A 17,177-nucleotide genomic window follows, 5' to 3' on the forward strand; every position below is an offset into this window, starting at 1 on the left:
GACTGTGCCCATGACTGACACGAGGGTCGCCATCGTGACCGGCGGTGGACGCGGGATCGGACGGGCCATCAGCCTGGCCCTGGCCCGCGCCGGGTGGGACGTGGTGATCGGCTACCACTCCGACGCGGACTCGGCCGACGCCGTCGCAGCTGACGTCACAGCCCTCGGTCGCCGCGCGTTGTGCTGCGCGGTCGACATCGTCGACGAGGATTCCGTCGCCGCGTTCTTCGCGGCAGCGGAGGCGTTCGGGCCGGTGACCGGGGTGGTGAACAACGCCGGCGCGGCCACCGCAGTGGGGCGGCTCGAGGACAACGACCTCGCGGCGATCCACCGGGACCTCGACGTCGACCTCTTCGGAGTGATCGTCTGCTGCAAGTTCGCGCAGGCAGCACTCATGAGACAGGGCGGTGGATCGATCGTCTCGATCTCGTCCGCGGCCGCGACGCTCGGAAGTCCGTCGAGGTACGTCCACTACGCGGCAGCGAAAGCCGGAGTCGACGCACTGACACTCGGACTGTCGAAGGAACTTGCCCCCGCGATTCGCGTGAACGCCGTGTCGCCCGGCACGATCTGGACCGACTTCCACCAGGAGCCGGACCGGCCTGCGCAGGTCGCCCCGACGGTGCCGCTCGGTCGAGCGGGCACCGTCGACGACATCGCGGGAGCCGTCGTCTGGCTCATGTCCGAGGACGCGAGTTACGTGACGGGTGCGGTGCTCCGGGTGGCCGGTGGACTGTGAACTACCTGCGGTGCGGACCCACCTTGTTCTCCGAGTTCTCGTAGTCCCCCCGGTAGAGGCGATTGCTGAACGGCTTCTCGTTCACGGGGATCTCGATGAGCCAGTCGTGCTCACGGATGTCACGCGGCCGATATGATCCCTTGAACGTCACGGTCACCGCGCCACCGCGTTCCGCAGCGGCCTCCTCGGTGGCCTCGCGACCGGTGTTGAACGTCTCGGCGAGGTCGCGACCGTCGTTGCCGACGATGATGGTCCCGTCGTGCACGAACTGGACGAAGGTGCCGTTCGTGGCCGCTGCGGTTCCGGCGACGGCCGACCCCAACTCGGGGTTCAGTTCGGCGACGAAGTCGGGGGTGCCCGGCGCGGCCTCGCGGTCGTCCGCTCGTACGTCCGCGTGGCGGGCCGGTGCGGGCGCGAGGGTGACGTATTGGCCGAGGGCACTGTGGCGTCCGCGATCAACGATGTCCCAGACGTGCGAACTCGAGGTGACCTTCACCCTCCCGTCGTGGAAGACGGTGACGCGGTCGGCGCCGTTGCTCAGAATCGTGCGCTTCGCGTTGGGGGGCATCCGGTAAGTATGCGCCCCGGGACCGTCCGCACTCACGCTCGGCTCCGAAGACATGGGCCGTGGTGAGGCCAGGCGCGATCAGTCGGCCGACGTGATGGTCACCGTCACCGTGCCACCGAGCGCACCGACCACGCCGACTCCGGACGGGTCCATGGTCCCGAGTACGACGATGCCGGGGAAGTAGCTTTGATCGCCGTAGTACAGAACGACGTCGTTCGACGGCGCGTAGTACCCGATGTCGCCGGGATCGGGATCCGCCCCTGAGGGAGACCCGTCCGTGCTCAGCACCGCCGGCAGCGGGCCCGTCTTCTCCACCCCGCCGTGATCCGACATCTCCACCGTCACGGGCAGAAGTGCCACGAGATCGCGGGCCGCCTCACTGTCGTTCAGGGTTCCGATCACCGTGGTGCCCTCGACGTCGATCGCGATGCGCATCGTCTCTCCGTTCGGTTCTGCGGCGGTCGGCTGCGTGGTCGCCGGTGACGACGCCGACGAACCGACGGTGTCGCTCTCAGCCGAGCAGCCGGCGAGCAGAGAGACTGCGGACGCGAGGGCAATCGCTCCGCGGCGCATCATCCACGCTCGTAGGTGACCCGGAAGCCGTGGGCAGGATCGCTCGGTGTCGGAACGAGAGTGTCACCATCCACCTCGTATGCACGATGAAGGGTCTGCCCGATGAGACCGCGCGCCGGAGCCGCCTCCACCGAGATCGTGAACGTCCCCGAGGTTCCGTCGGACTCGGTCACGAGATCATCGTGGAACGACTCGTACCACCTGCAGGGTCGACGCCGAGCCCGGTCATGCGCCACTCCCCCACCAGCGGGCTCGCCTCCTCCGACGCCGTACACGCCGCGCCCAGTGCGGGCACAGCGACCGCCGGCGCGGCAATCACGAACGGTCTCTTCACGGTTGGTACCTCGTCACGTCGGAGGGTTGGTCTGGCCCCACCAACGCTAGAGACGTGATCGCACGCGAGGGAGTCCCTACGAGGGCACCCTTTGCGGTCTCCCGACGACACTCAGAAGTCGAGGCTGTCCACTCCGTCGGAGCCACCACGTACTCGCCGAATGTGCACCCGTCGAACGAGGCGGATGACAGGTCGGACGAGCAACTCGATGCTCCCGACAAGGAAGAGGACTGTTCCGAGCTCGGTGGTCGACTCACAGAAGAACAGCACACTGCCCGCGATGAACCACACCGCGATCGCGATGTCGTTGACGATGCTGACCACTTCCCACCGCTGACGGACGATCAACTCGTCGTGTCCGATGGTGAGTGTCAGCGTCTTCCCGCTGGTGTCGATACCCACGGTCGCCGATCAGGAGTCGGTGTTCGCATCCCCGGGGTGCGGCACGTTCTCCTCGTCGACGTACGCGGTGTGCTCGGTGTCCTGCTCGTGCTCGCGCGGTCCGTCGTTGCTTCCGGCGGCGGGCACGGCGTCCGCAGCATCACTGGGCATCGTCATCGCGGGGTCCTGCTCTCTGATCGGTGGTCGGGTCACGCCCTGAATGCCCCGCGCCCCGATTCCGCAACCCTCAGGCGGGTGTGCCGTCGCCGACCAGATCACCCATGTCGAGCACGAACCGGTAGCGCACGTCTCCGGCCTCGAGGCGATCGAGAGCGATGCCGACGAGGGCCGACGGCAGCACCTCCACCTGCGCGGTGATGCCGTGGTCGCCGCAGAAGTCGAGCATCTCCTGCGTGTGCCGGCGACCACCGCTGCCGGACGAGCTCACCGATGTGCGACCGACCAGGAGATCCACCGTCTCGATCGAGACCGAGCCGAGGTGGCCCACCAGACAGAGGGTTCCGTCGAGCGCCAGGCTCGCGAGGTACGGCTGCGGATCGTGAGCGACCGGGATGCAGTCGACGACGAGATCCAGTCCGCCCTGCACCGCCGCCATCGCGGCGTCGTCGGTCGACCGTACGGTGTGGTGAGCACCCAGTTCCCGCGCCTCCTCCGCCTTGGCCGACGAGGTGGTGAACACGGTGACCTCGGCGCCCAGCGCCGCCGCGAATCGCACGGCGAGATGACCGAGGCCACCGATTCCGGCCACACCGACGCGCGACCCTGGACCGACGCCCCAGCGGCGCAACGGCTCCCAGACCGAGATGCCCGCGCACATCAGGGGAGCGACCGCGGCCGCGTCGAGGCCTTTCGGCCGGTGGTAGACGAAGCGATCCCGCACGACGTACTCCGCCGAGAAGGCTCCTGCCGTCGTCGATCCGTCGACGCGGTCCCGCCCGCCGTAGGTGAGGGTGGGGAACTCACGGCAGTAGTTCTCCTGCCCCGCAGCGCACATGTCGCACACGCCGCACGAGTCGACGATGTTGCCGACGGCCACGGGGTCCCCCGGGGCGAAGTCCGTGACGTCGCTGCCCACGCCGAGCACCGTTCCGACGAACTCGTGGCCCGGGGTGAGCGGGAAGGACCCCGCGTCGTCCCGGAGCGCGTGCAGATCGGAATGGCACACACCGCAGTGGCTCACGAGCACGGCGACGTCGTCGGCCCGCAGGTCCCGTTGCTCCACCGAGTCCCGGATCAACGGGGCTCCGGGTACGGATGCGCTGTAGGCGGCCACGGTTCGCACTGGATGTCCCTTCGACGTGGACCGGTCGGTGGCAACCAACTGGTTAGTTGGAAGCGTAACCGAGAACGATCGAAGTGACCAACCAGTTGGTCACTGCGTAGGCTCGACCCATGGGTGACGCCGCCGAGACGAGACGACGAATACTCCGTGCAGGGACGGCCGAGTTCGCCGAGCACGGCATCGCGGGGGCGCGCGTCGACCGCATCGCTGCGAACGCCGCCATCAACAAGTCGCAGATCTATGCGTACTTCGGCAGCAAACAGGCACTGTTCGACGCGGTCTTCGACAACCGGGTGGACGTCGACATGGCGGACGTCCCGCTCGACGCGGACGACCTGCCCGGATACGTCGCGGCCCTCTACGACATGTATATCGGCGATCCCGAGCTGGTGCGCCTGGTGACCTGGGCGCGGTTGGAGCGGACTCCGATCGGCCCCCTCTTCGCGCACCGCGAGGATGCCGGTCGCGCCGAGTTGGACGCCATCCGCGACGCACAGAAGCGGGGCACTCTCGTCGACGACGTCGCGGCGGAGGATCTCTGGTCGATGCTGGTGTCGCTCGCCGCCGCGTGGGCGCAGTCCGCGATCGTCCACACCGCGCACGCGGGTGAGAGCGCGTCCGACCACGATCGCCGACGAGCGGCACTGGCAACGACAGCGCGGAGGGCGTTCCACGCGATCTGAGCCGACGAGGCACCTGTCAGCCGAAGACCGTCTGCCGTTCGGTGTGGGTGAAGGTGAAGATCGTGGCGCCGAAGCTGAACAGCGCGGCGAGCAGGAGCACCTGGGGACCGGTGATGACGACGCCGATGAAAGCGCCGATCGCACCGCCGAGCGAGAACGACCCCAGCAGCATGAGGTAGCAGAGCCAGTCGTAGCGGGTTCCGCCACCGCACAGATGGCGTTCGATTCCCTGCCCCATCTTGACCAGCGTTCCGGTGACATAACTCAGCGGAATGTAGGTCTCCTCCTTCTTGGTGAAGGCGGTGTTCAACGCGCCGAGCGCGAAAGCGATGAGAAGGATCGGATAGAAGTTCACGTCGGCGGACGACCACCCGGACAGTGCGATGTCGATCGACCCCGCCACCGCGAGCGCGATCGTCGTCACCACGGTGGCACCGTGCGGATGGTTCGACCAGTACTTCCGTCGGCAGATCGACGCGATGACCACGCCGAGCAGGAACGATCCCATCAGTGCCAGTGCGGCCCAGGGAGATGCGCCCGGAGCCACCTCCTTGCCGGCGGGCTCACCGAAATGTCCCACGACCGCGCGTTCGGTATTTCCCGTCATGAAGGTGACGAAGTATCCGGCGGAATGCAGAAATGCGACGGCGCCGACCATCCCGGCGAGGCCCGACAGAATCCAGGACAACCGGGCTTCCGGGCCGACTGCTGTGTCACGGCTGATCGCCACAGATGAGGTCATACCTGTCATTCTCCGGACGGAATGTGCTCGGACGGCTCCGTGAGGCGTGTATCACAGAACAATAAAGATGCTTAACACCAGTGAAATGTGGTGGGTCACAACAGCGTTCTCCGAAGGCTGGAACAACACCGAAGGATTGAGGGTGGTCAGGCTCGGGGCACCCGTGCTGCGTGGGCGGCAGTTCCGCCCCACGCCTGAGGAGGCCCCATGTATCTGCACGTACAGAAGCTGATCCACGACATCGTTCCCGACGAGCCCGATCCCGCCGCAGCGAACGCGCTGCAGGAGGGCCTCGGTGGTCAGTTCGGCGAAATGCGCACGATGATGCAGTACCTGTTCCAGTCGATGAACTTCCGCGGCGCCGCAGCCAAGCCCTACCGGGACCTGATCCAGGGCATCGGTACCGAGGAGATCGGTCACGTCGAACTCATCGGCACCACCATCTCTCGCCTGCTCGACGGGTCGCCGCGATACCAGGGCAAGCAGAACGATCCGCTCGACACACCGGGCGCGGGCGGCGCCGTGCCGCTGAACATCGCCCTGTCCGAGGGCAACATCCACCACTACCTCGTCGGTGCTCAGGGCGCGATGCCCGTCGACTCGGTGGGCAACCCGTGGAGCGGCAGTTACGTCTACAACTCGGGCAACCTCGTGCTCGATCTGCTGTACAACCTGATGCTCGAATCGACGGGCCGCCTGCAGAAGTGCCGCATGTACGAGATGACGGACAACAAGACCGCCCGGTCCACCATCTCCTACCTCATCGTTCGGGACCAGGCGCACGAGAACGGCTACGCGAAGGCACTCGAGACACTGGGTGTCGACTGGAAGAAGACGCTGCCCATTCCGAAGACGAACGCCGAGCAGTTCCCCGAGGTGCAGAAGCTCGTGGAGATGGGCCTGCAGAGCAAGCAGTACACCTTCGACCTCACCGGCGCGTCCGAGGCGGGCCGTATCTACCAGGGCATGTCGCCGTCGAAGGACGGAACGGATCTCGACGCGAGCGAACAGGCGCCGGCGGGTGCATCCCTCGACATCGCGCCCGAGCGACCGGAGGAGTTCGCACCCGGGCTCGATCCGGAGCTCATGGAGCTGATCCAGCAGACCGCAGAGATGGAGATGGCCGACATCGACGCCACGTTCGGCGAACTCGGGAAGTGATCTGACAGTTCACCGATGCGGCACTGCGCGACTCTCGTTCGCGCAGTGCCGCATCGGTGATCACGACACCATGCGTCGCAACAACCCGACAGCCTTCTTCATCCCGTAGGCCACGACGGTCCTGCGACCGTCGTCGTGCGTCCACTCGAGGAGAGCCGAGCCGTCCTTCACCGATCCCTCCAACACGGTGGGTGCACCGACGAGAGGCAGCGGACCGACGACCTTGATGGACAATCCCAGTACCTCGGTCCAGAAGTAGTCGTCCGTCGGTGCGCACCGGGCCGGCACATCCAACACCGATGCCGCGGCGACCCTGCCCTGCGCGATCGCAGTGGACCAGAACGGGGTACGGCGAACCCGGCCGTTCTCGTCCGAGCCACGAGTGACGTCTCCCGCAGCGAACACTCCCGGCACCGCGGTCGCACAGCGGTCGTCGATGTCCACGCCGCCGCCGTCACCGATCCCGCTGCCGTCGAGCCAGTGCGTGCCGGGGACCTCACCGACACAGCTGACCACGAGATCGGCCGTCGACTCGATGCCGTCGATCCGGACCCCACCCACCGGATCGCCGATCAACTCGACGGGCCGGTCCACCCGGCGGACGTCGACCGAGCGTGCAGCCGCCCGTGCGGTGATCGCCTCGGACAGGAACGGGCCGAGTATCCGCTGCAACGGCGGATCCACGTCGATGACCGTGACCGGAACATCGCGTGCCGCACAGGCACTCACCACTTCCATCCCCAGGAACCCTGCGCCGACGACGATCGCGGACGTCGCATTCTCCAGCCGCTCCCGCAGCAGACGAGCATCGGCAAGGCTGCGCACCACCAGCTCACCGCTCTGGTCGGGTGCAGCCAGTCTGCGAGCGTCCGCCCCCGTCGCCACGATGAGAGCGTCGTACGGAACGTCGTCACCCTCCGCGAGAGTGATCACTCGTCGCTCGACATCGACTCCGGTCGCCAGCGCGGTGACGGCGGTCAGGTCGAGATCGGTCAGGTCCCAGACATCGGACGCACCGATGCCCTCCGCGAGAACGCGTTTGGACAGCGGCGGCCGGGCATAGCAGCCGTCGGGATCGCATCCGATCATGGTGATCGGACCGTCGTGCCCGAGCGCGCGGAGTTCACGTGCGGCGGTACATCCGGCGATGGAATCACCGACGATCACCACCCGGCGTGCGGCACCGCTCACGCGCGCTCACGCAGCGCCGCGACCGGACAGACACTCACGGCGGATCGAGCACCGGGCACCAACTCGTCCGGGACGTCCGCGCCGTCGTAGGCATGGTGCAGCTCGCCCTCGTCGTCGAGGCTGAACACCTCCGGAGCCTGCTCTGCGCAGATGCCGTGTCCCTCGCATCGATCCCAGTCGACATCGACGATCATGACGATCTCCTCTCTGCTGCGACCAACCTCAGTGGGAGGCGGTCGAATCGGTGGATGACGTTGTTCACCGCACGCGACGGTGTACCTGTGAGTTCGATGCGCTCGACGCGCTCGGCCAGCACTCGCAGCATCGTGGACGCCTCGAGACGAGCGAGCCCCTGACCCGCGCATCCGTGCACGCCCGATCCGAAGCCGAGTTGACGGGTCGCATCACGGGTGATGTCGAAGGAGTCCGGGTCGTGCCACTCGCGGGGGTCACGGTTCGCCGACGCGTAGAGCACCAGCACTCGCGCGCCCCGAGGAACGACCACGTCGCCGATGGTCTCCTGGCGCACCGCCCGGCGGGAGAACGCACGGATCGGCGACTCGTATCGCACGACCTCGTTGACCGCGTTGGGAATCAGGGTCGGATCCTCGCGGACCGCCTGCCACTGGTCCGGATGGGTCGCGAACAGGTGCAGTGCACCGGAGATGGCGCCGATGGTCGTGTCCAGCGACGGTCCGAGGTAGTCGATCATCAACGCCGGGCACTGCGATCTCTCGATGCGCCCCTCGTCGGCCGCGGCGAGAACGTCCGCACCCATGCTGCCCGGCAGCACCGAGCGTTCACGGACCACCCGACGGGAGTAGGCCATCATCTCCGACGCTGCTCGGGTCGCCGTCACCGCGTGCCGGTTCAGGGGACCGAGCGCATCGAATGTCGCTCCGGCCCAGCGCAGCAGGTCGTCACGGCCGTCCTCCGGCCACCCGACGAGATCGGGAACGATCGACGTCGGGAGCGCGGTGGCCAGGTCGTCGACTCCGTCGATGCACTGCTGCGTCAGCGCCGCGTCGACGATCTGCTCGGCCTTGTCCTGCACCGCCGACGCCATCTTCCGGACGGCCTTCGGAGTGAGACGATGTGCGAGCACGGATCGCTTCAACGCGTGCTCGTCGCCGTCACTGTTGAGCGTCGTTCCACGACCGAGTCTGTTGGCGACGGGATTCAGCGCGACACCGTCGCCGGAGACGAACGTGCCGTCGTCGAGCAGCGTCGACTTGCATTCCGCGTAGCGCGTGATCGCGTGAACCTTCTGGCGAGTCAGCCACACCACCGGACCCAGAGCCCGCATCTCCGCGTAGTGCGGGTACGGATCGAGAATGGCCGCGGTGGAGTAGATGTCCTCGGTGTAGCGAGGAAGTGCCGTGTCAGTTCTCATCGGCGCGTCCGATCGTGTTCGGGGGCAACGGGCTCGGCGACGGCGGTACAAGGGTGTGGAGTGCGGACAGTGACCGCGCTGTCGCCATCACCGTCCGGTCGGGGCGGACCAGAGCGGCGGACACTCGTCCGCGGCGTAACCATCTGCCGTGGTCGGAGCCGGGGCTGACCAGAAGGACCTCCGCGCCGCGGCGGGCGATCTCCTGACGTTGCGCTGGTTCGGGTTTCACGGTGGTGACCACTGTGAACCGGTATGGTGCCACGGCATCGAAGCGAACACCGCGCTCGGTCGGCGCGTTGGGGCACAGCGTTCCCTCGAGCCGGCGCGGCGACATCGATCCACGTCGCACGAACATCGACGGGTGCAGACGCGGAGTCGCGCTGTCCGTGACGACGGAACTCAGTCCGGGAACACGTGTCACCACCGGGAACACCCGGCGACGCAGACCCGCGACCCTCTCACCGCCGCCGTTCATGGCCCATCCGACGGCAACTGCCTGGCGGATCATGGCGCGCGCGTGCGGTACTCGTTCCTGCTCGTAACTGTCGAGAGCCGCCTCGGGCAGAGATCCGCCCAATACCCCGGCCACCTTCCAGGTCAGGTTGTAGGCGTCACGCAGACCGGCGCCCATCCCCTGGCCGATGAACGGCGGTGTCAGATGCGCCGCGTCGCCCAGCAGGAACACCCGTCGATCACGCCACCGGTCTGCGAGCTGGGCCCGGAACGTGTACTCGGTGACCCGGACGAGCTCGAGATCGGTGCGCGGTGCTCGGCGCAGCCACGGGTCGAGCAGCGATGCGAGTGCATCCAGATCCGGGAAGTCGTCGACGGTCTCGTGTTCGAGAAGTTCGAATTCCCACCGATAGCGAGTCTGGCCGATGCGCATGAACGTGCCCGCGCGGTGCGGATCGCACAGCTGATGCACCCCGTCCCACAGGCCGGGGTCGACGGGACTCGACGCGTCGACCACCAGCCACCGCTGTTCGGGCGCGAGAGTCCGCATCGTCGTTCCGAGCGCGGCCCGCACCGCGCTGTTCGCACCGTCGCACCCGAGCACCACGTCCGCCGTGACGGCGCTGCGTTCGCCCGTGGCGACGTCCTGGACGATCACCTGCACGTGGTCCCTCATCGTGGCCACGTCGGTGATCTCCACGCCGCCGCGAAACTGCACGTGAGGATTCCGCGTCATCGCCGATCGCAGGATGCGCTCGAGCTCCGGTTGGTCGAACATGTTGGCCGGAGGGAAGCCGTGGGGACGGGAATCGGGATCACGCTCGAACTCGGCGATGGTGTCCATGGCGGGGTCCACCAGGCGCAGGCCGCGTCCGGGGCGGGAGATCTCGGTGAACGCCTCCGCGACGCCGAGGTCACCGAGGATGCGGTGGACCTCGTCGTCGAGGTGGACGGCACGCGGCTGCGGGAAGATGTCCTCCCACCGGTCGAGTACGAGGCACTCGATGCCGTGCCGACCGAGCAGTGAGGCCGCCACCATTCCGGTGGGTCCCGCGCCGACGACGACGGCCGGGTGGTGCGTCACGCGTACCGCACCGTCGTGCGCTGCATCCCCAGGTCGAGCATCGCGTCGTCGGTGGCGATGGTCACCTCCACCACGTCACCGTCCTGCAGGTAGGCCGGGTTGCTCGCCTGACGCTTGAAGAAGGTCTTCCACTTCACGGCCGGCGGCAGCAGAGCGCCGATGATCTCGATGGGCTTCGGTGGCGCCTTCAGGGCCGTGCCTCCCGGAGTGCCGGTCAGGATCAGGTCGCCCGGGTCGACACGCTGGAATCCCGTCAGGGTCCGCAACGCTTCCGTGGGTCGGTAGATCATGTCTCGCACCGTACTGTTCTGCCGGATCTCCCCGTTGACGCGCAGCATCAACCGCAGTTGCTCGAAACGATCGAGGTCGCCGTCCTCGAGAACAAGGAGGACGGGGCCGACGGGGGTGAAGGTCGGGTACGACTTCGCCTCGTAGAACTGGGTCTTGGGCAGCTGGACGTCGCGGGCCGACACGTCGTTGGTGATCACCAGTGCCGCGATGTGGCGGGCGACCGTCGTGTCGTCGATCGTCGATCCGACGGGAAGGGTCGTCCCCACCACGAGCCCGATCTCCACCTCGTAGTCGAGCAGGGTGACATGGGCCGGCCGGACGATGTCGGCGGTCGGTCCGCTGATCGACCCCGACGACTTCCGGAAGAAAGTCAGTGGCACCGTCTCCGGATTCATACCGGAATCCTTCACGTGCGACACGTAATTGGTCATCTGTGCCACCACTCGACACGGCGCGGTGACGGGCGAGACGAGCTCCAGCGATGCCACGGGGACGGTCTCGCCACCGGCCGCGGCAGCATCGACGGCCGACCGGTCTGCGAGCAGGTCCGCGGTGGTGGTCGCTGTGGTGTCCACCCGAACGGCACCCTCGCGGGTCTGCACCCACCATCCGTCGGCGGTGCGGAGAACGGCGATGCTCATGTCGAGGCTACTTTCATCAGGCCGAGAAGGCGTTCGGAGTCGAATTCGTTGTCGCTGCGCAGTCCGGTGAGGATGGATCGCAGTTCCGACAGGGACCGCTTGTTCGGTGCGATCCCCAGGAAGTCCTTGCTCGCGGGTGGTCCCCACTGCGCGAGACCGGACGCCGTCATCGGCGCCCAGCCCGGTTCGAGCGTGGCGTCGAAGCGGTCACCGTCGCTGAAGTGCTCGACGAGGAAGCCGTCCGGGTCGCGCCAGTAGTCGAAGATCTGACTGCCCTGGATGTGCCGACCGATCCCCCACGAGTGCCGGTAGCCGCGCTCGGTGAGATAGCGACTCCCCGCACCGATGGCGTCGAGATCGCACACCTGGTACGCCGAGTGGACGTAGCGGTCCGACGGCCCCAGCGTCATCGCGAGCGTGTGGTGGTCGGTCGGTTCGGACCCCCGGTCGCAGCGGATGAAACTCATGACCGGTCCGCGGTGACGTTGCCCGTCGTAGTAGAGGAAGTCGCTGACGATCAGCCCCAGATGTTCGAGATACCAGGTCAGGTTCTCCAGATAGCGCGTGCGCTGCAGCACCACGTGACCGAGCCGTTCCACGAGGGCGGGCTCGTGCGGTGGCCGCTGCGTGGCATTGGTGCGCGTGATCCCCGCGTCGTCGAGCGCCCCGAAGTTGTAGTCGTGGGTGCGTTGACCCGGCAGTGGGCGACCGTCGTCGAGATCGGCGACCACCCGCACCGGCTGGCCGCTCGGATCCGTCACGGTCACCCCGATCCCCCCGATCGACTCGGGCAGCCGCTCGACGCGATGACCCGTCGCGCGGGCGAGGCGCAGCACGTCGGCGGACTCGGCGGCACGGAAGGCGGCACCGACGTAGGACGTCCGGCGCCCCTTGCGGATGATGACGCACGGCGCTCCGTCAGCCAGCCCGCGCAGATGCAACTCGTCGCCGGTCCGCACGGTGACTCCGAAGCCGAATGCTTCCGCGAACGTCTGCGCGCGGTCCAGGTCGGGCTTGCGGAACTCGAGCCAGGCGATGTCCTGGACCTTGATCACCGGATTCATCGCACGACCGGGATGCTCACCCGGCAACGCACCCTGATCGACGTGCATCCCCTGATGCCCGTCGACGTCGCGAGTTCGGTGCGCGTGATCGATCGTCATGGCCGCTCCTGAAGTAGATGATCACATCGTCACTCATGATCGGATCGCCCGTCAAGACTTTCTGATGAAATCATCACAACGTGGTGTTCGAGTGGGAAGCACGGTGCTCGAGCGCTGACTCGTGTGCAGCGATCCGCGGTATCCGCGGATCACTGCACACAGGTAGCTCGGGAGCGAGAGGTTCCCTGTCAGGGTCTCGTTGCGCCGCGAGGACGTCGATAGCGTCGACGACCGTGCCTTCCACCACCGAACGTCGACCGCTGCCCTTCCTCGTCTCCGTCCTGGCGATGGGCACGTTCCTCATGGGCACGTCCGAGTTCGTCGTGGCCGGGTTGCTGCCCGACATCGCCGGCGACCTGGCCATCGGGATCTCCGAGGCGGGTCTCCTGGTCACGGCATTCGCGATCGGCATGATCGCCACGCCGGCGGTGGCGGTGGCGGTGCTGCGAGTTCCCGAGCGCACGACGCTGCTGCTCTCGCTCGCCGTGTTCGCCGCCGGACATGTCGTCGTGGCACTCACCGACGAGCTCTCCGTCGTCCTCGTCGCTCGCATCGTTCCCGGCGGTCGCTCCGCCTCGACCACCGTCCCGCTGCGAGAGCAGACGGCGGCATTGATGTCGCGGCGCCTGTGGGTGGTCATGGCTGCCTGCGTCCTCGTCACCTCGGCCGTGATGTCCACCTACTCGTTCATCGCCCCGCTGCTGACGGAGCGCGCGGGCCTGTCCGCCGAACTCCTCCCGGTGGGTCTCGCGATCTTCGGCGTCGGGGCCGTCACCGGCACACTCGGCAGTGGCCGGCTCGCGGGCCGCGCGCCGTACGGGACTGCTCTGGGCGGTGGCATCGCCGTCGTGGCAGCACTCGCCCTGCTCGGCGCGGTGTCGGACCACGCCGCACCGGCGATCGCACTTCTCGCGATCGCCGGTCTCGCCGGTCTCGGCATGAACCCGGTCCTCATGTCGATGGCCGTCAGGTTCGCCGAGGGCGCACCCACCCTGGCCACGTCGCTGTGCACGTCCATGTTCAACCTCGGCACCGCGATGGGGAGTGCGGTCACCGCGCGGGCAATCGGCGTGTTCGGCCCGGCCTCGATCCCGGTCGTCGGCGCAGCGTTCGCCGCCGCGCTGCTCGTTCCGCTGGCTACCCTCGTGATCATGGCCAGGCCCGGACACGGCCACCGCGCCGGCACCACCCCGCAGCACGACGCACTGGTGTCCTGACTTCCACTCGATCAGAGGAGCAACGACCATGACCACGATCGCCATCATCGGTGCGGGTGAGGGACTCGGAGCCGCCGTCGCTCGCCGCTTCGGCCGCGAGGGGTTCTCGGTCGCCCTGATCTCACGAGAGCAGGGCAATGTCGACCGCATCGCCGACTCGCTGGGCGATGCCGGGATCACCGCCGCGGGCTTCGCGGCCGACGTCCGGAACCCCGAGTCCCTGACCACCGCGCTGGACTCGGCGGCCGAGCGACTCGGACCGATCGAGGTGCTGCAGTACAGCCCTGTCCCGGCAAGGGAATTCATGAAGCCGGTCCTCGAGACACGCGTGGCCGATCTCGTCGGTCCGGTCGAGTTCTCCATCTACGGACCCGTCACCGCGGTGAACTGGGCACTGCCGGGAATGCGGTCGCTGGGACGCGGCACCGTGCTGTTCGTGAACGGAGGCAGTGCAGTTCGTCCCGGCGCGACCGTCGCCGGGACCTCGGTCGCCTTCGCCGGCGAGAGTGCCTACGCCCAACTGCTGCACGACGCACTCGCACCGGAGGGGCTGCACGTCGGCCAGCTGATCATTCCGCGGGGCATCGGCGCGGGTGAGCCGTCGCACGAACCGGACGCGCTCGCGGAACTATTGTGGACCATGCACACCGAGCGCGGCGAATTCCGCACGTTCGCAGCACCTCTGGACTGACCGTCTCGACGAGAGGTGCCCTGCGGGTACACCCTTCGTCAGGGACTCCCTCGACCGCCGATGCGGGTGTCGACTGGAGACATGACCACTCCCGTGAAGGCGTACGCCGCCACCGCAGCAGACGAGCCACTGTCTCCCTACACCATCGACCGCCGCGATGTCGGACCTCACGACGTCCGGATCGACATCGCGTTCGCCGGAATCTGCCACTCCGACATCCACACCGCCCGCGGCGAATGGGGCCCGGTTCCGTACCCCCTCGTCGTCGGCCACGAGATCGCGGGAATCGTGGCCGAGATCGGCTCCGAGGTCACGAAGCACGCGGTCGGCGACCGCGTCGGCGTCGGCTGCATGGTCGGCTCGTGCGGCGAGTGCGCCCAGTGCGTCAAGGGATTGGAACAGTACTGCCTCGTCGGCAACATTCAGACCTACGGCAGCACCGACCGCGACGGCACGGTCACTCAGGGTGGCTACTCGCAGCAGGTCGTCGTCACCGAGCACTTCGTCGTCACGATCCCCGAGGGCATCGAGCTCGACGCTGCGGCGCCGCTGCTGTGCGCCGGCATCACCACGTACTCACCGCTCCGCCACTGGGGCGCAGGACCCGGCAAGAAGGTCGCCGTTGTGGGGATGGGTGGACTCGGGCACATGGCCGTGAAGCTCGCGCACGCCATGGGAGCCGAGGTCACGGTCCTGTCGCAGTCGCTGGCGAAGCAGGAAGACGGACTACGTCTCGGCGCGGACCACTACTTCGCCACCGGCGATCCGGACACGTTCACCGAGCTCGCCTCCACGTTCGACCTGATCATCAACACCGTCAGCGCGTCGATCGATCTGAACGCACATCTGTCGCTGTTGGCCGTCGACGGTGCCATGGTCAACGTCGGCGCGCCGGCGGAACCACTCCCCCTGCACGTCTTCTCGCTCATCCCGCACCGCCGTACCTTCGCAGGATCCGCCATCGGCTCGATCGCGGAGACTCAGGAGATGCTCGACTTCTGCGCCGAGCATCGTCTCGGAGCCGAGATCGAGGTCATCTCCGCAGACAAGATCAACGATGCGTGGGAACGGGTGCTCGCCTCCGATGTCCGCTACCGGTTCGTCATCGACACTGCGACGCTGGCCTGACCGCGCGAGGGGTGTCATGACAGGGCCTCCCTCATCGCCTCCGGTCGTCCTACGCTGAATTCATGGACACCAAGGCCGAGGTTCGCGAGTTCCTCATGACCCGCCGCGCGAGGTTGACACCGGAGGCAGCGGGCATCACGACCAGTGGTACCCGTCGGGTGGCCGGCCTGCGTCGCAGCGAGGTGGCGTCGCTGGCCGGCCTGTCGGTCGAGTACTACGCCCGCATCGAGCGCGGCGCCATCGGCGGCGCATCGTCGTCGGTGCTCGACGCGCTCTCGCGCGCCCTGCAGCTCACCGATACCGAACATGCGCATCTGCTAGATCTGGCTCGCGCGGCCGACGGTGTCCCCACGTCGGGACGCCCCCGTCGCAGGGCGGAGCGCATCACCCCACCGCGCATCAGCCTGCAGTGGGCACTCGACTCCATCACCGACGGCGTCGCTTTCGTGCGCAATCGACGGCAGGATCTGCTGGCCACCAACGAACTGGGAAAAGCGTTCTACGCGCCCGTCATCGGTGACGGCGGCCGGGTGCCCAACCTGGCTCGGTTCCAGTTCCTCGATCCGCTGTCGCGGGAGTTCTATCCCGACTGGGACCTGTTCGCGCAGATGTGCGTCTCCATCATGCGTGCGGAGGCCGGCCGGGACCCACACGACAAGGGCCTGCAGGACCTCGTCGGCGAACTGTCCACACGCGACGAGACCTTTCGCAGGCTGTGGGGAGCGCACGACGTTCGCACTCACGGCGCCGGGACCAAACGCTTCCACCATCCCGTCGTCGGCGAGGTCCACCTCGCCTACGAGGAACTGGTGATCACCGCGGACCCCGGTTCCGTCCTCATGGTCTACACAGCGGAGCCCGGATCCCCGAGCGCGGATCGACTGCGACTGCTGGGGTCCTGGTCGACTGAAGCAGCCCGCTGATCGTGTACTCCCGACCCCGGAATCCGGGGTCTCGATTCCACTGTCGTCATCGCGTGGTTCAGGACGACGCCCACACACCCAGCACGGTGCCGCTCGGATCGGCGAAGTGGAACCGTCGTCCACCCGGGAAGTCGTAGGGGCCGGACACCACCGATCCGCCTGCGGCCTCGACCGCCTCGGCCGATGCGTCCAGGTCGTCGGAGTAGAGCAGCACGAGTGGTCCTCCCGCCGGCGCGGGGGTCTCGACCACGGCCAGCCCACCGACCTCGGCGCCGTCGGCTCCCACGATGCCGGCGTACGTCGGGCCGTAGTCGACGAACGTCCATCCGAAGGCCCCCGCGTAGAAGGCCCGAGCGACCGTCAGGTCGGTGACCGACAGCTCGATGTAGTCGATGCGGTGGTGCCTGGTCGTCGCCATTGCCCGATCATGCCGGTCGAGCACGCCCGGCGCGTGTCCTTCCGCGGGACCTCTGTCGCCGAGTGGCAACCCGCCGACCGCACGAGTAGTGTCCTCCCAC

General features: G+C 67.5%; 22 protein-coding genes. 7 read left to right on the forward strand and 15 right to left on the reverse strand.

Annotation, left to right across the window (positions count from 1 at the left end; all coding sequences use genetic code 11):
* Positions 1-10: 10 nt before the first annotated feature.
* The gene (locus HQ312_RS17480; RefSeq protein WP_222639697.1) at positions 11-739 is read left to right on the forward strand and encodes an SDR family NAD(P)-dependent oxidoreductase; all 729 of its coding nucleotides are present in this window, start codon (positions 11-13) and stop codon (positions 737-739) included.
* Between the two features lies 1 nt (position 740).
* On the opposite strand, the gene HQ312_RS17485 is transcribed toward HQ312_RS17480, so the two are convergent.
* The 7 genes from HQ312_RS17485 to HQ312_RS17510 form a co-directional block, all read right to left on the reverse strand.
* Entirely contained in the window at positions 741-1,307 is a 567-nt protein-coding gene (locus HQ312_RS17485) for a hypothetical protein (RefSeq protein WP_027504369.1), read from the reverse strand.
* Positions 1,308-1,385: 78 nt separating this feature from the next.
* A complete protein-coding gene (locus HQ312_RS17490; RefSeq protein WP_261776060.1) occupies positions 1,386-1,742 on the reverse strand; it encodes a cyclophilin-like fold protein in 357 nt (118 codons plus the stop codon).
* Positions 1,743-1,879: 137 nt separating this feature from the next.
* Complete coding sequence (locus tag HQ312_RS22030; protein ID WP_261776059.1) at positions 1,880-2,053, reverse strand: hypothetical protein; 174 nt, start codon at positions 2,051-2,053, stop codon at positions 1,880-1,882.
* The gene (locus tag HQ312_RS22035) at positions 2,050-2,214 is read right to left on the reverse strand and encodes a hypothetical protein (RefSeq protein WP_261776058.1); all 165 of its coding nucleotides are present in this window, start codon (positions 2,212-2,214) and stop codon (positions 2,050-2,052) included. Before HQ312_RS22035 ends, HQ312_RS22030 begins: the two co-directional genes overlap by 4 nt.
* A 111-nt stretch (positions 2,215-2,325) precedes the next feature.
* Positions 2,326-2,616, reverse strand: a complete 291-nt coding sequence (locus HQ312_RS17500) for a YrhK family protein (protein WP_308115770.1) — start codon at positions 2,614-2,616, stop codon at positions 2,326-2,328.
* A 9-nt stretch (positions 2,617-2,625) separates the two neighbouring features.
* Complete coding sequence (locus tag HQ312_RS17505) at positions 2,626-2,772, reverse strand: hypothetical protein (protein ID WP_197027715.1); 147 nt, start codon at positions 2,770-2,772, stop codon at positions 2,626-2,628.
* A 70-nt stretch (positions 2,773-2,842) separates the two neighbouring features.
* On the reverse strand, positions 2,843-3,898 hold the full coding sequence (locus HQ312_RS17510; protein ID WP_222639702.1) for an NAD(P)-dependent alcohol dehydrogenase: 1,056 nt from the start codon (positions 3,896-3,898) through the stop codon (positions 2,843-2,845).
* A 110-nt stretch (positions 3,899-4,008) separates the two neighbouring features.
* Between HQ312_RS17510 and HQ312_RS17515 the strand changes: the two genes are divergently transcribed.
* A complete protein-coding gene (locus HQ312_RS17515) occupies positions 4,009-4,581 on the forward strand; it encodes a TetR family transcriptional regulator (protein ID WP_222639705.1) in 573 nt (190 codons plus the stop codon).
* 16 nt (positions 4,582-4,597) lie between these two features.
* Here HQ312_RS17515 and HQ312_RS17520 read toward each other — a convergent pair whose 3' ends face one another.
* Positions 4,598-5,323 carry a YoaK family protein gene (locus HQ312_RS17520; protein ID WP_222639708.1) on the reverse strand — a complete coding sequence of 242 codons (726 nt, stop codon included), beginning with the start codon at positions 5,321-5,323 and terminating at the stop codon, positions 4,598-4,600.
* Between the two features lie 207 nt (positions 5,324-5,530).
* On the opposite strand from HQ312_RS17520, the gene HQ312_RS17525 reads away from it, so the two are divergent.
* Positions 5,531-6,484 carry a manganese catalase family protein gene (locus tag HQ312_RS17525; protein ID WP_222639711.1) on the forward strand — a complete coding sequence of 318 codons (954 nt, stop codon included), beginning with the start codon at positions 5,531-5,533 and terminating at the stop codon, positions 6,482-6,484.
* 60 nt (positions 6,485-6,544) lie between these two features.
* Here the strand turns inward: HQ312_RS17525 and HQ312_RS17530 are convergent, their stop codons facing one another.
* The 6 genes from HQ312_RS17530 to HQ312_RS17555 are packed head-to-tail and all read right to left on the reverse strand — an operon-like array spanning position 6,545 to position 12,700.
* A complete protein-coding gene (locus tag HQ312_RS17530) occupies positions 6,545-7,675 on the reverse strand; it encodes an NAD(P)/FAD-dependent oxidoreductase (RefSeq protein WP_222639714.1) in 1,131 nt (376 codons plus the stop codon).
* Complete coding sequence (locus HQ312_RS17535; protein ID WP_027504376.1) at positions 7,672-7,869, reverse strand: ferredoxin; 198 nt, start codon at positions 7,867-7,869, stop codon at positions 7,672-7,674. The genes HQ312_RS17530 and HQ312_RS17535 overlap by 4 nt, the downstream gene beginning before the upstream one ends.
* A complete protein-coding gene (locus tag HQ312_RS17540) occupies positions 7,866-9,068 on the reverse strand; it encodes a cytochrome P450 (RefSeq protein ID WP_222628026.1) in 1,203 nt (400 codons plus the stop codon). Before HQ312_RS17540 ends, HQ312_RS17535 begins: the two co-directional genes overlap by 4 nt.
* On the reverse strand, positions 9,058-10,605 hold the full coding sequence (locus HQ312_RS17545) for a bifunctional 3-(3-hydroxy-phenyl)propionate/3-hydroxycinnamic acid hydroxylase (RefSeq protein ID WP_308115768.1): 1,548 nt from the start codon (positions 10,603-10,605) through the stop codon (positions 9,058-9,060). The genes HQ312_RS17540 and HQ312_RS17545 overlap by 11 nt, the downstream gene beginning before the upstream one ends.
* Complete coding sequence (locus HQ312_RS17550; protein ID WP_027504379.1) at positions 10,602-11,537, reverse strand: fumarylacetoacetate hydrolase family protein; 936 nt, start codon at positions 11,535-11,537, stop codon at positions 10,602-10,604. Before HQ312_RS17550 ends, HQ312_RS17545 begins: the two co-directional genes overlap by 4 nt.
* Positions 11,534-12,700 carry a VOC family protein gene (locus HQ312_RS17555; RefSeq protein WP_222639717.1) on the reverse strand — a complete coding sequence of 389 codons (1,167 nt, stop codon included), beginning with the start codon at positions 12,698-12,700 and terminating at the stop codon, positions 11,534-11,536. Before HQ312_RS17555 ends, HQ312_RS17550 begins: the two co-directional genes overlap by 4 nt.
* 233 nt (positions 12,701-12,933) lie before the next feature.
* On the opposite strand from HQ312_RS17555, the gene HQ312_RS17560 reads away from it, so the two are divergent.
* The 4 genes from HQ312_RS17560 (at position 12,934) to HQ312_RS17575 (ending at position 16,659) form a co-directional block, all read left to right on the forward strand.
* A complete protein-coding gene (locus HQ312_RS17560) occupies positions 12,934-13,917 on the forward strand; it encodes an MFS transporter (RefSeq protein WP_308123923.1) in 984 nt (327 codons plus the stop codon).
* A 28-nt stretch (positions 13,918-13,945) separates the two neighbouring features.
* Positions 13,946-14,608 (forward strand): SDR family NAD(P)-dependent oxidoreductase, encoded by a 663-nt coding sequence (locus tag HQ312_RS17565; protein WP_027504382.1) that lies wholly within the window; start codon positions 13,946-13,948, stop codon positions 14,606-14,608.
* A gap of 81 nt (positions 14,609-14,689) precedes the next feature.
* Positions 14,690-15,736 (forward strand): NAD(P)-dependent alcohol dehydrogenase, encoded by a 1,047-nt coding sequence (locus HQ312_RS17570; RefSeq protein ID WP_222639720.1) that lies wholly within the window; start codon positions 14,690-14,692, stop codon positions 15,734-15,736.
* A 62-nt stretch (positions 15,737-15,798) separates the two neighbouring features.
* Positions 15,799-16,659, forward strand: coding sequence for a helix-turn-helix transcriptional regulator (locus HQ312_RS17575; RefSeq protein ID WP_056446493.1), 861 nt, complete (start codon positions 15,799-15,801; stop codon positions 16,657-16,659).
* A gap of 58 nt (positions 16,660-16,717) precedes the next feature.
* Here HQ312_RS17575 and HQ312_RS17580 read toward each other — a convergent pair whose 3' ends face one another.
* Positions 16,718-17,077: a VOC family protein gene (locus HQ312_RS17580; protein ID WP_222639723.1), complete on the reverse strand. Its 360-nt coding sequence runs from the start codon at positions 17,075-17,077 to the stop codon at positions 16,718-16,720.
* Positions 17,078-17,177 lie beyond the last annotated feature (100 nt).

This window comes from Rhodococcus sp. BP-316 (assembly GCF_019836105.1).
Taxonomy (GTDB): domain Bacteria; phylum Actinomycetota; class Actinomycetes; order Mycobacteriales; family Mycobacteriaceae; genus Rhodococcoides.

Bases quoted from the DNA above. Each gene is read 5' to 3' on its own strand.
- HQ312_RS17565 (WP_027504382.1), top strand. From the start codon at position 13,946: ATGACCACGATCGCCATCATCGGTGCGGGTGAGGGACTCGGAGCCGCC.
- HQ312_RS17580 (WP_222639723.1), bottom strand. From the start codon at position 17,077: ATGGCGACGACCAGGCACCACCGCATCGACTACATCGAGCTGTCGGTC.
- HQ312_RS17485 (WP_027504369.1), bottom strand. From the start codon at position 1,307: ATGCCCCCCAACGCGAAGCGCACGATTCTGAGCAACGGCGCCGACCGC.
- HQ312_RS17570 (WP_222639720.1), top strand. From the start codon at position 14,690: ATGACCACTCCCGTGAAGGCGTACGCCGCCACCGCAGCAGACGAGCCA.
- HQ312_RS17535 (WP_027504376.1), bottom strand. From the start codon at position 7,869: ATGATCGTCGATGTCGACTGGGATCGATGCGAGGGACACGGCATCTGC.
- HQ312_RS17480 (WP_222639697.1), top strand. From the start codon at position 11: ATGACTGACACGAGGGTCGCCATCGTGACCGGCGGTGGACGCGGGATC.
- HQ312_RS17540 (WP_222628026.1), bottom strand. From the start codon at position 9,068: ATGAGAACTGACACGGCACTTCCTCGCTACACCGAGGACATCTACTCC.
- HQ312_RS17555 (WP_222639717.1), bottom strand. From the start codon at position 12,700: ATGACGATCGATCACGCGCACCGAACTCGCGACGTCGACGGGCATCAG.
- HQ312_RS17520 (WP_222639708.1), bottom strand. From the start codon at position 5,323: ATGACCTCATCTGTGGCGATCAGCCGTGACACAGCAGTCGGCCCGGAA.
- HQ312_RS17550 (WP_027504379.1), bottom strand. From the start codon at position 11,537: ATGAGCATCGCCGTTCTCCGCACCGCCGACGGATGGTGGGTGCAGACC.
- HQ312_RS17525 (WP_222639711.1), top strand. From the start codon at position 5,531: ATGTATCTGCACGTACAGAAGCTGATCCACGACATCGTTCCCGACGAG.
- HQ312_RS17490 (WP_261776060.1), bottom strand. From the start codon at position 1,742: ATGCGCATCGCGATCGACGTCGAGGGCACCACGGTGATCGGAACCCTG.
- HQ312_RS17515 (WP_222639705.1), top strand. From the start codon at position 4,009: ATGGGTGACGCCGCCGAGACGAGACGACGAATACTCCGTGCAGGGACG.
- HQ312_RS17575 (WP_056446493.1), top strand. From the start codon at position 15,799: ATGGACACCAAGGCCGAGGTTCGCGAGTTCCTCATGACCCGCCGCGCG.
- HQ312_RS17505 (WP_197027715.1), bottom strand. From the start codon at position 2,772: ATGACGATGCCCAGTGATGCTGCGGACGCCGTGCCCGCCGCCGGAAGC.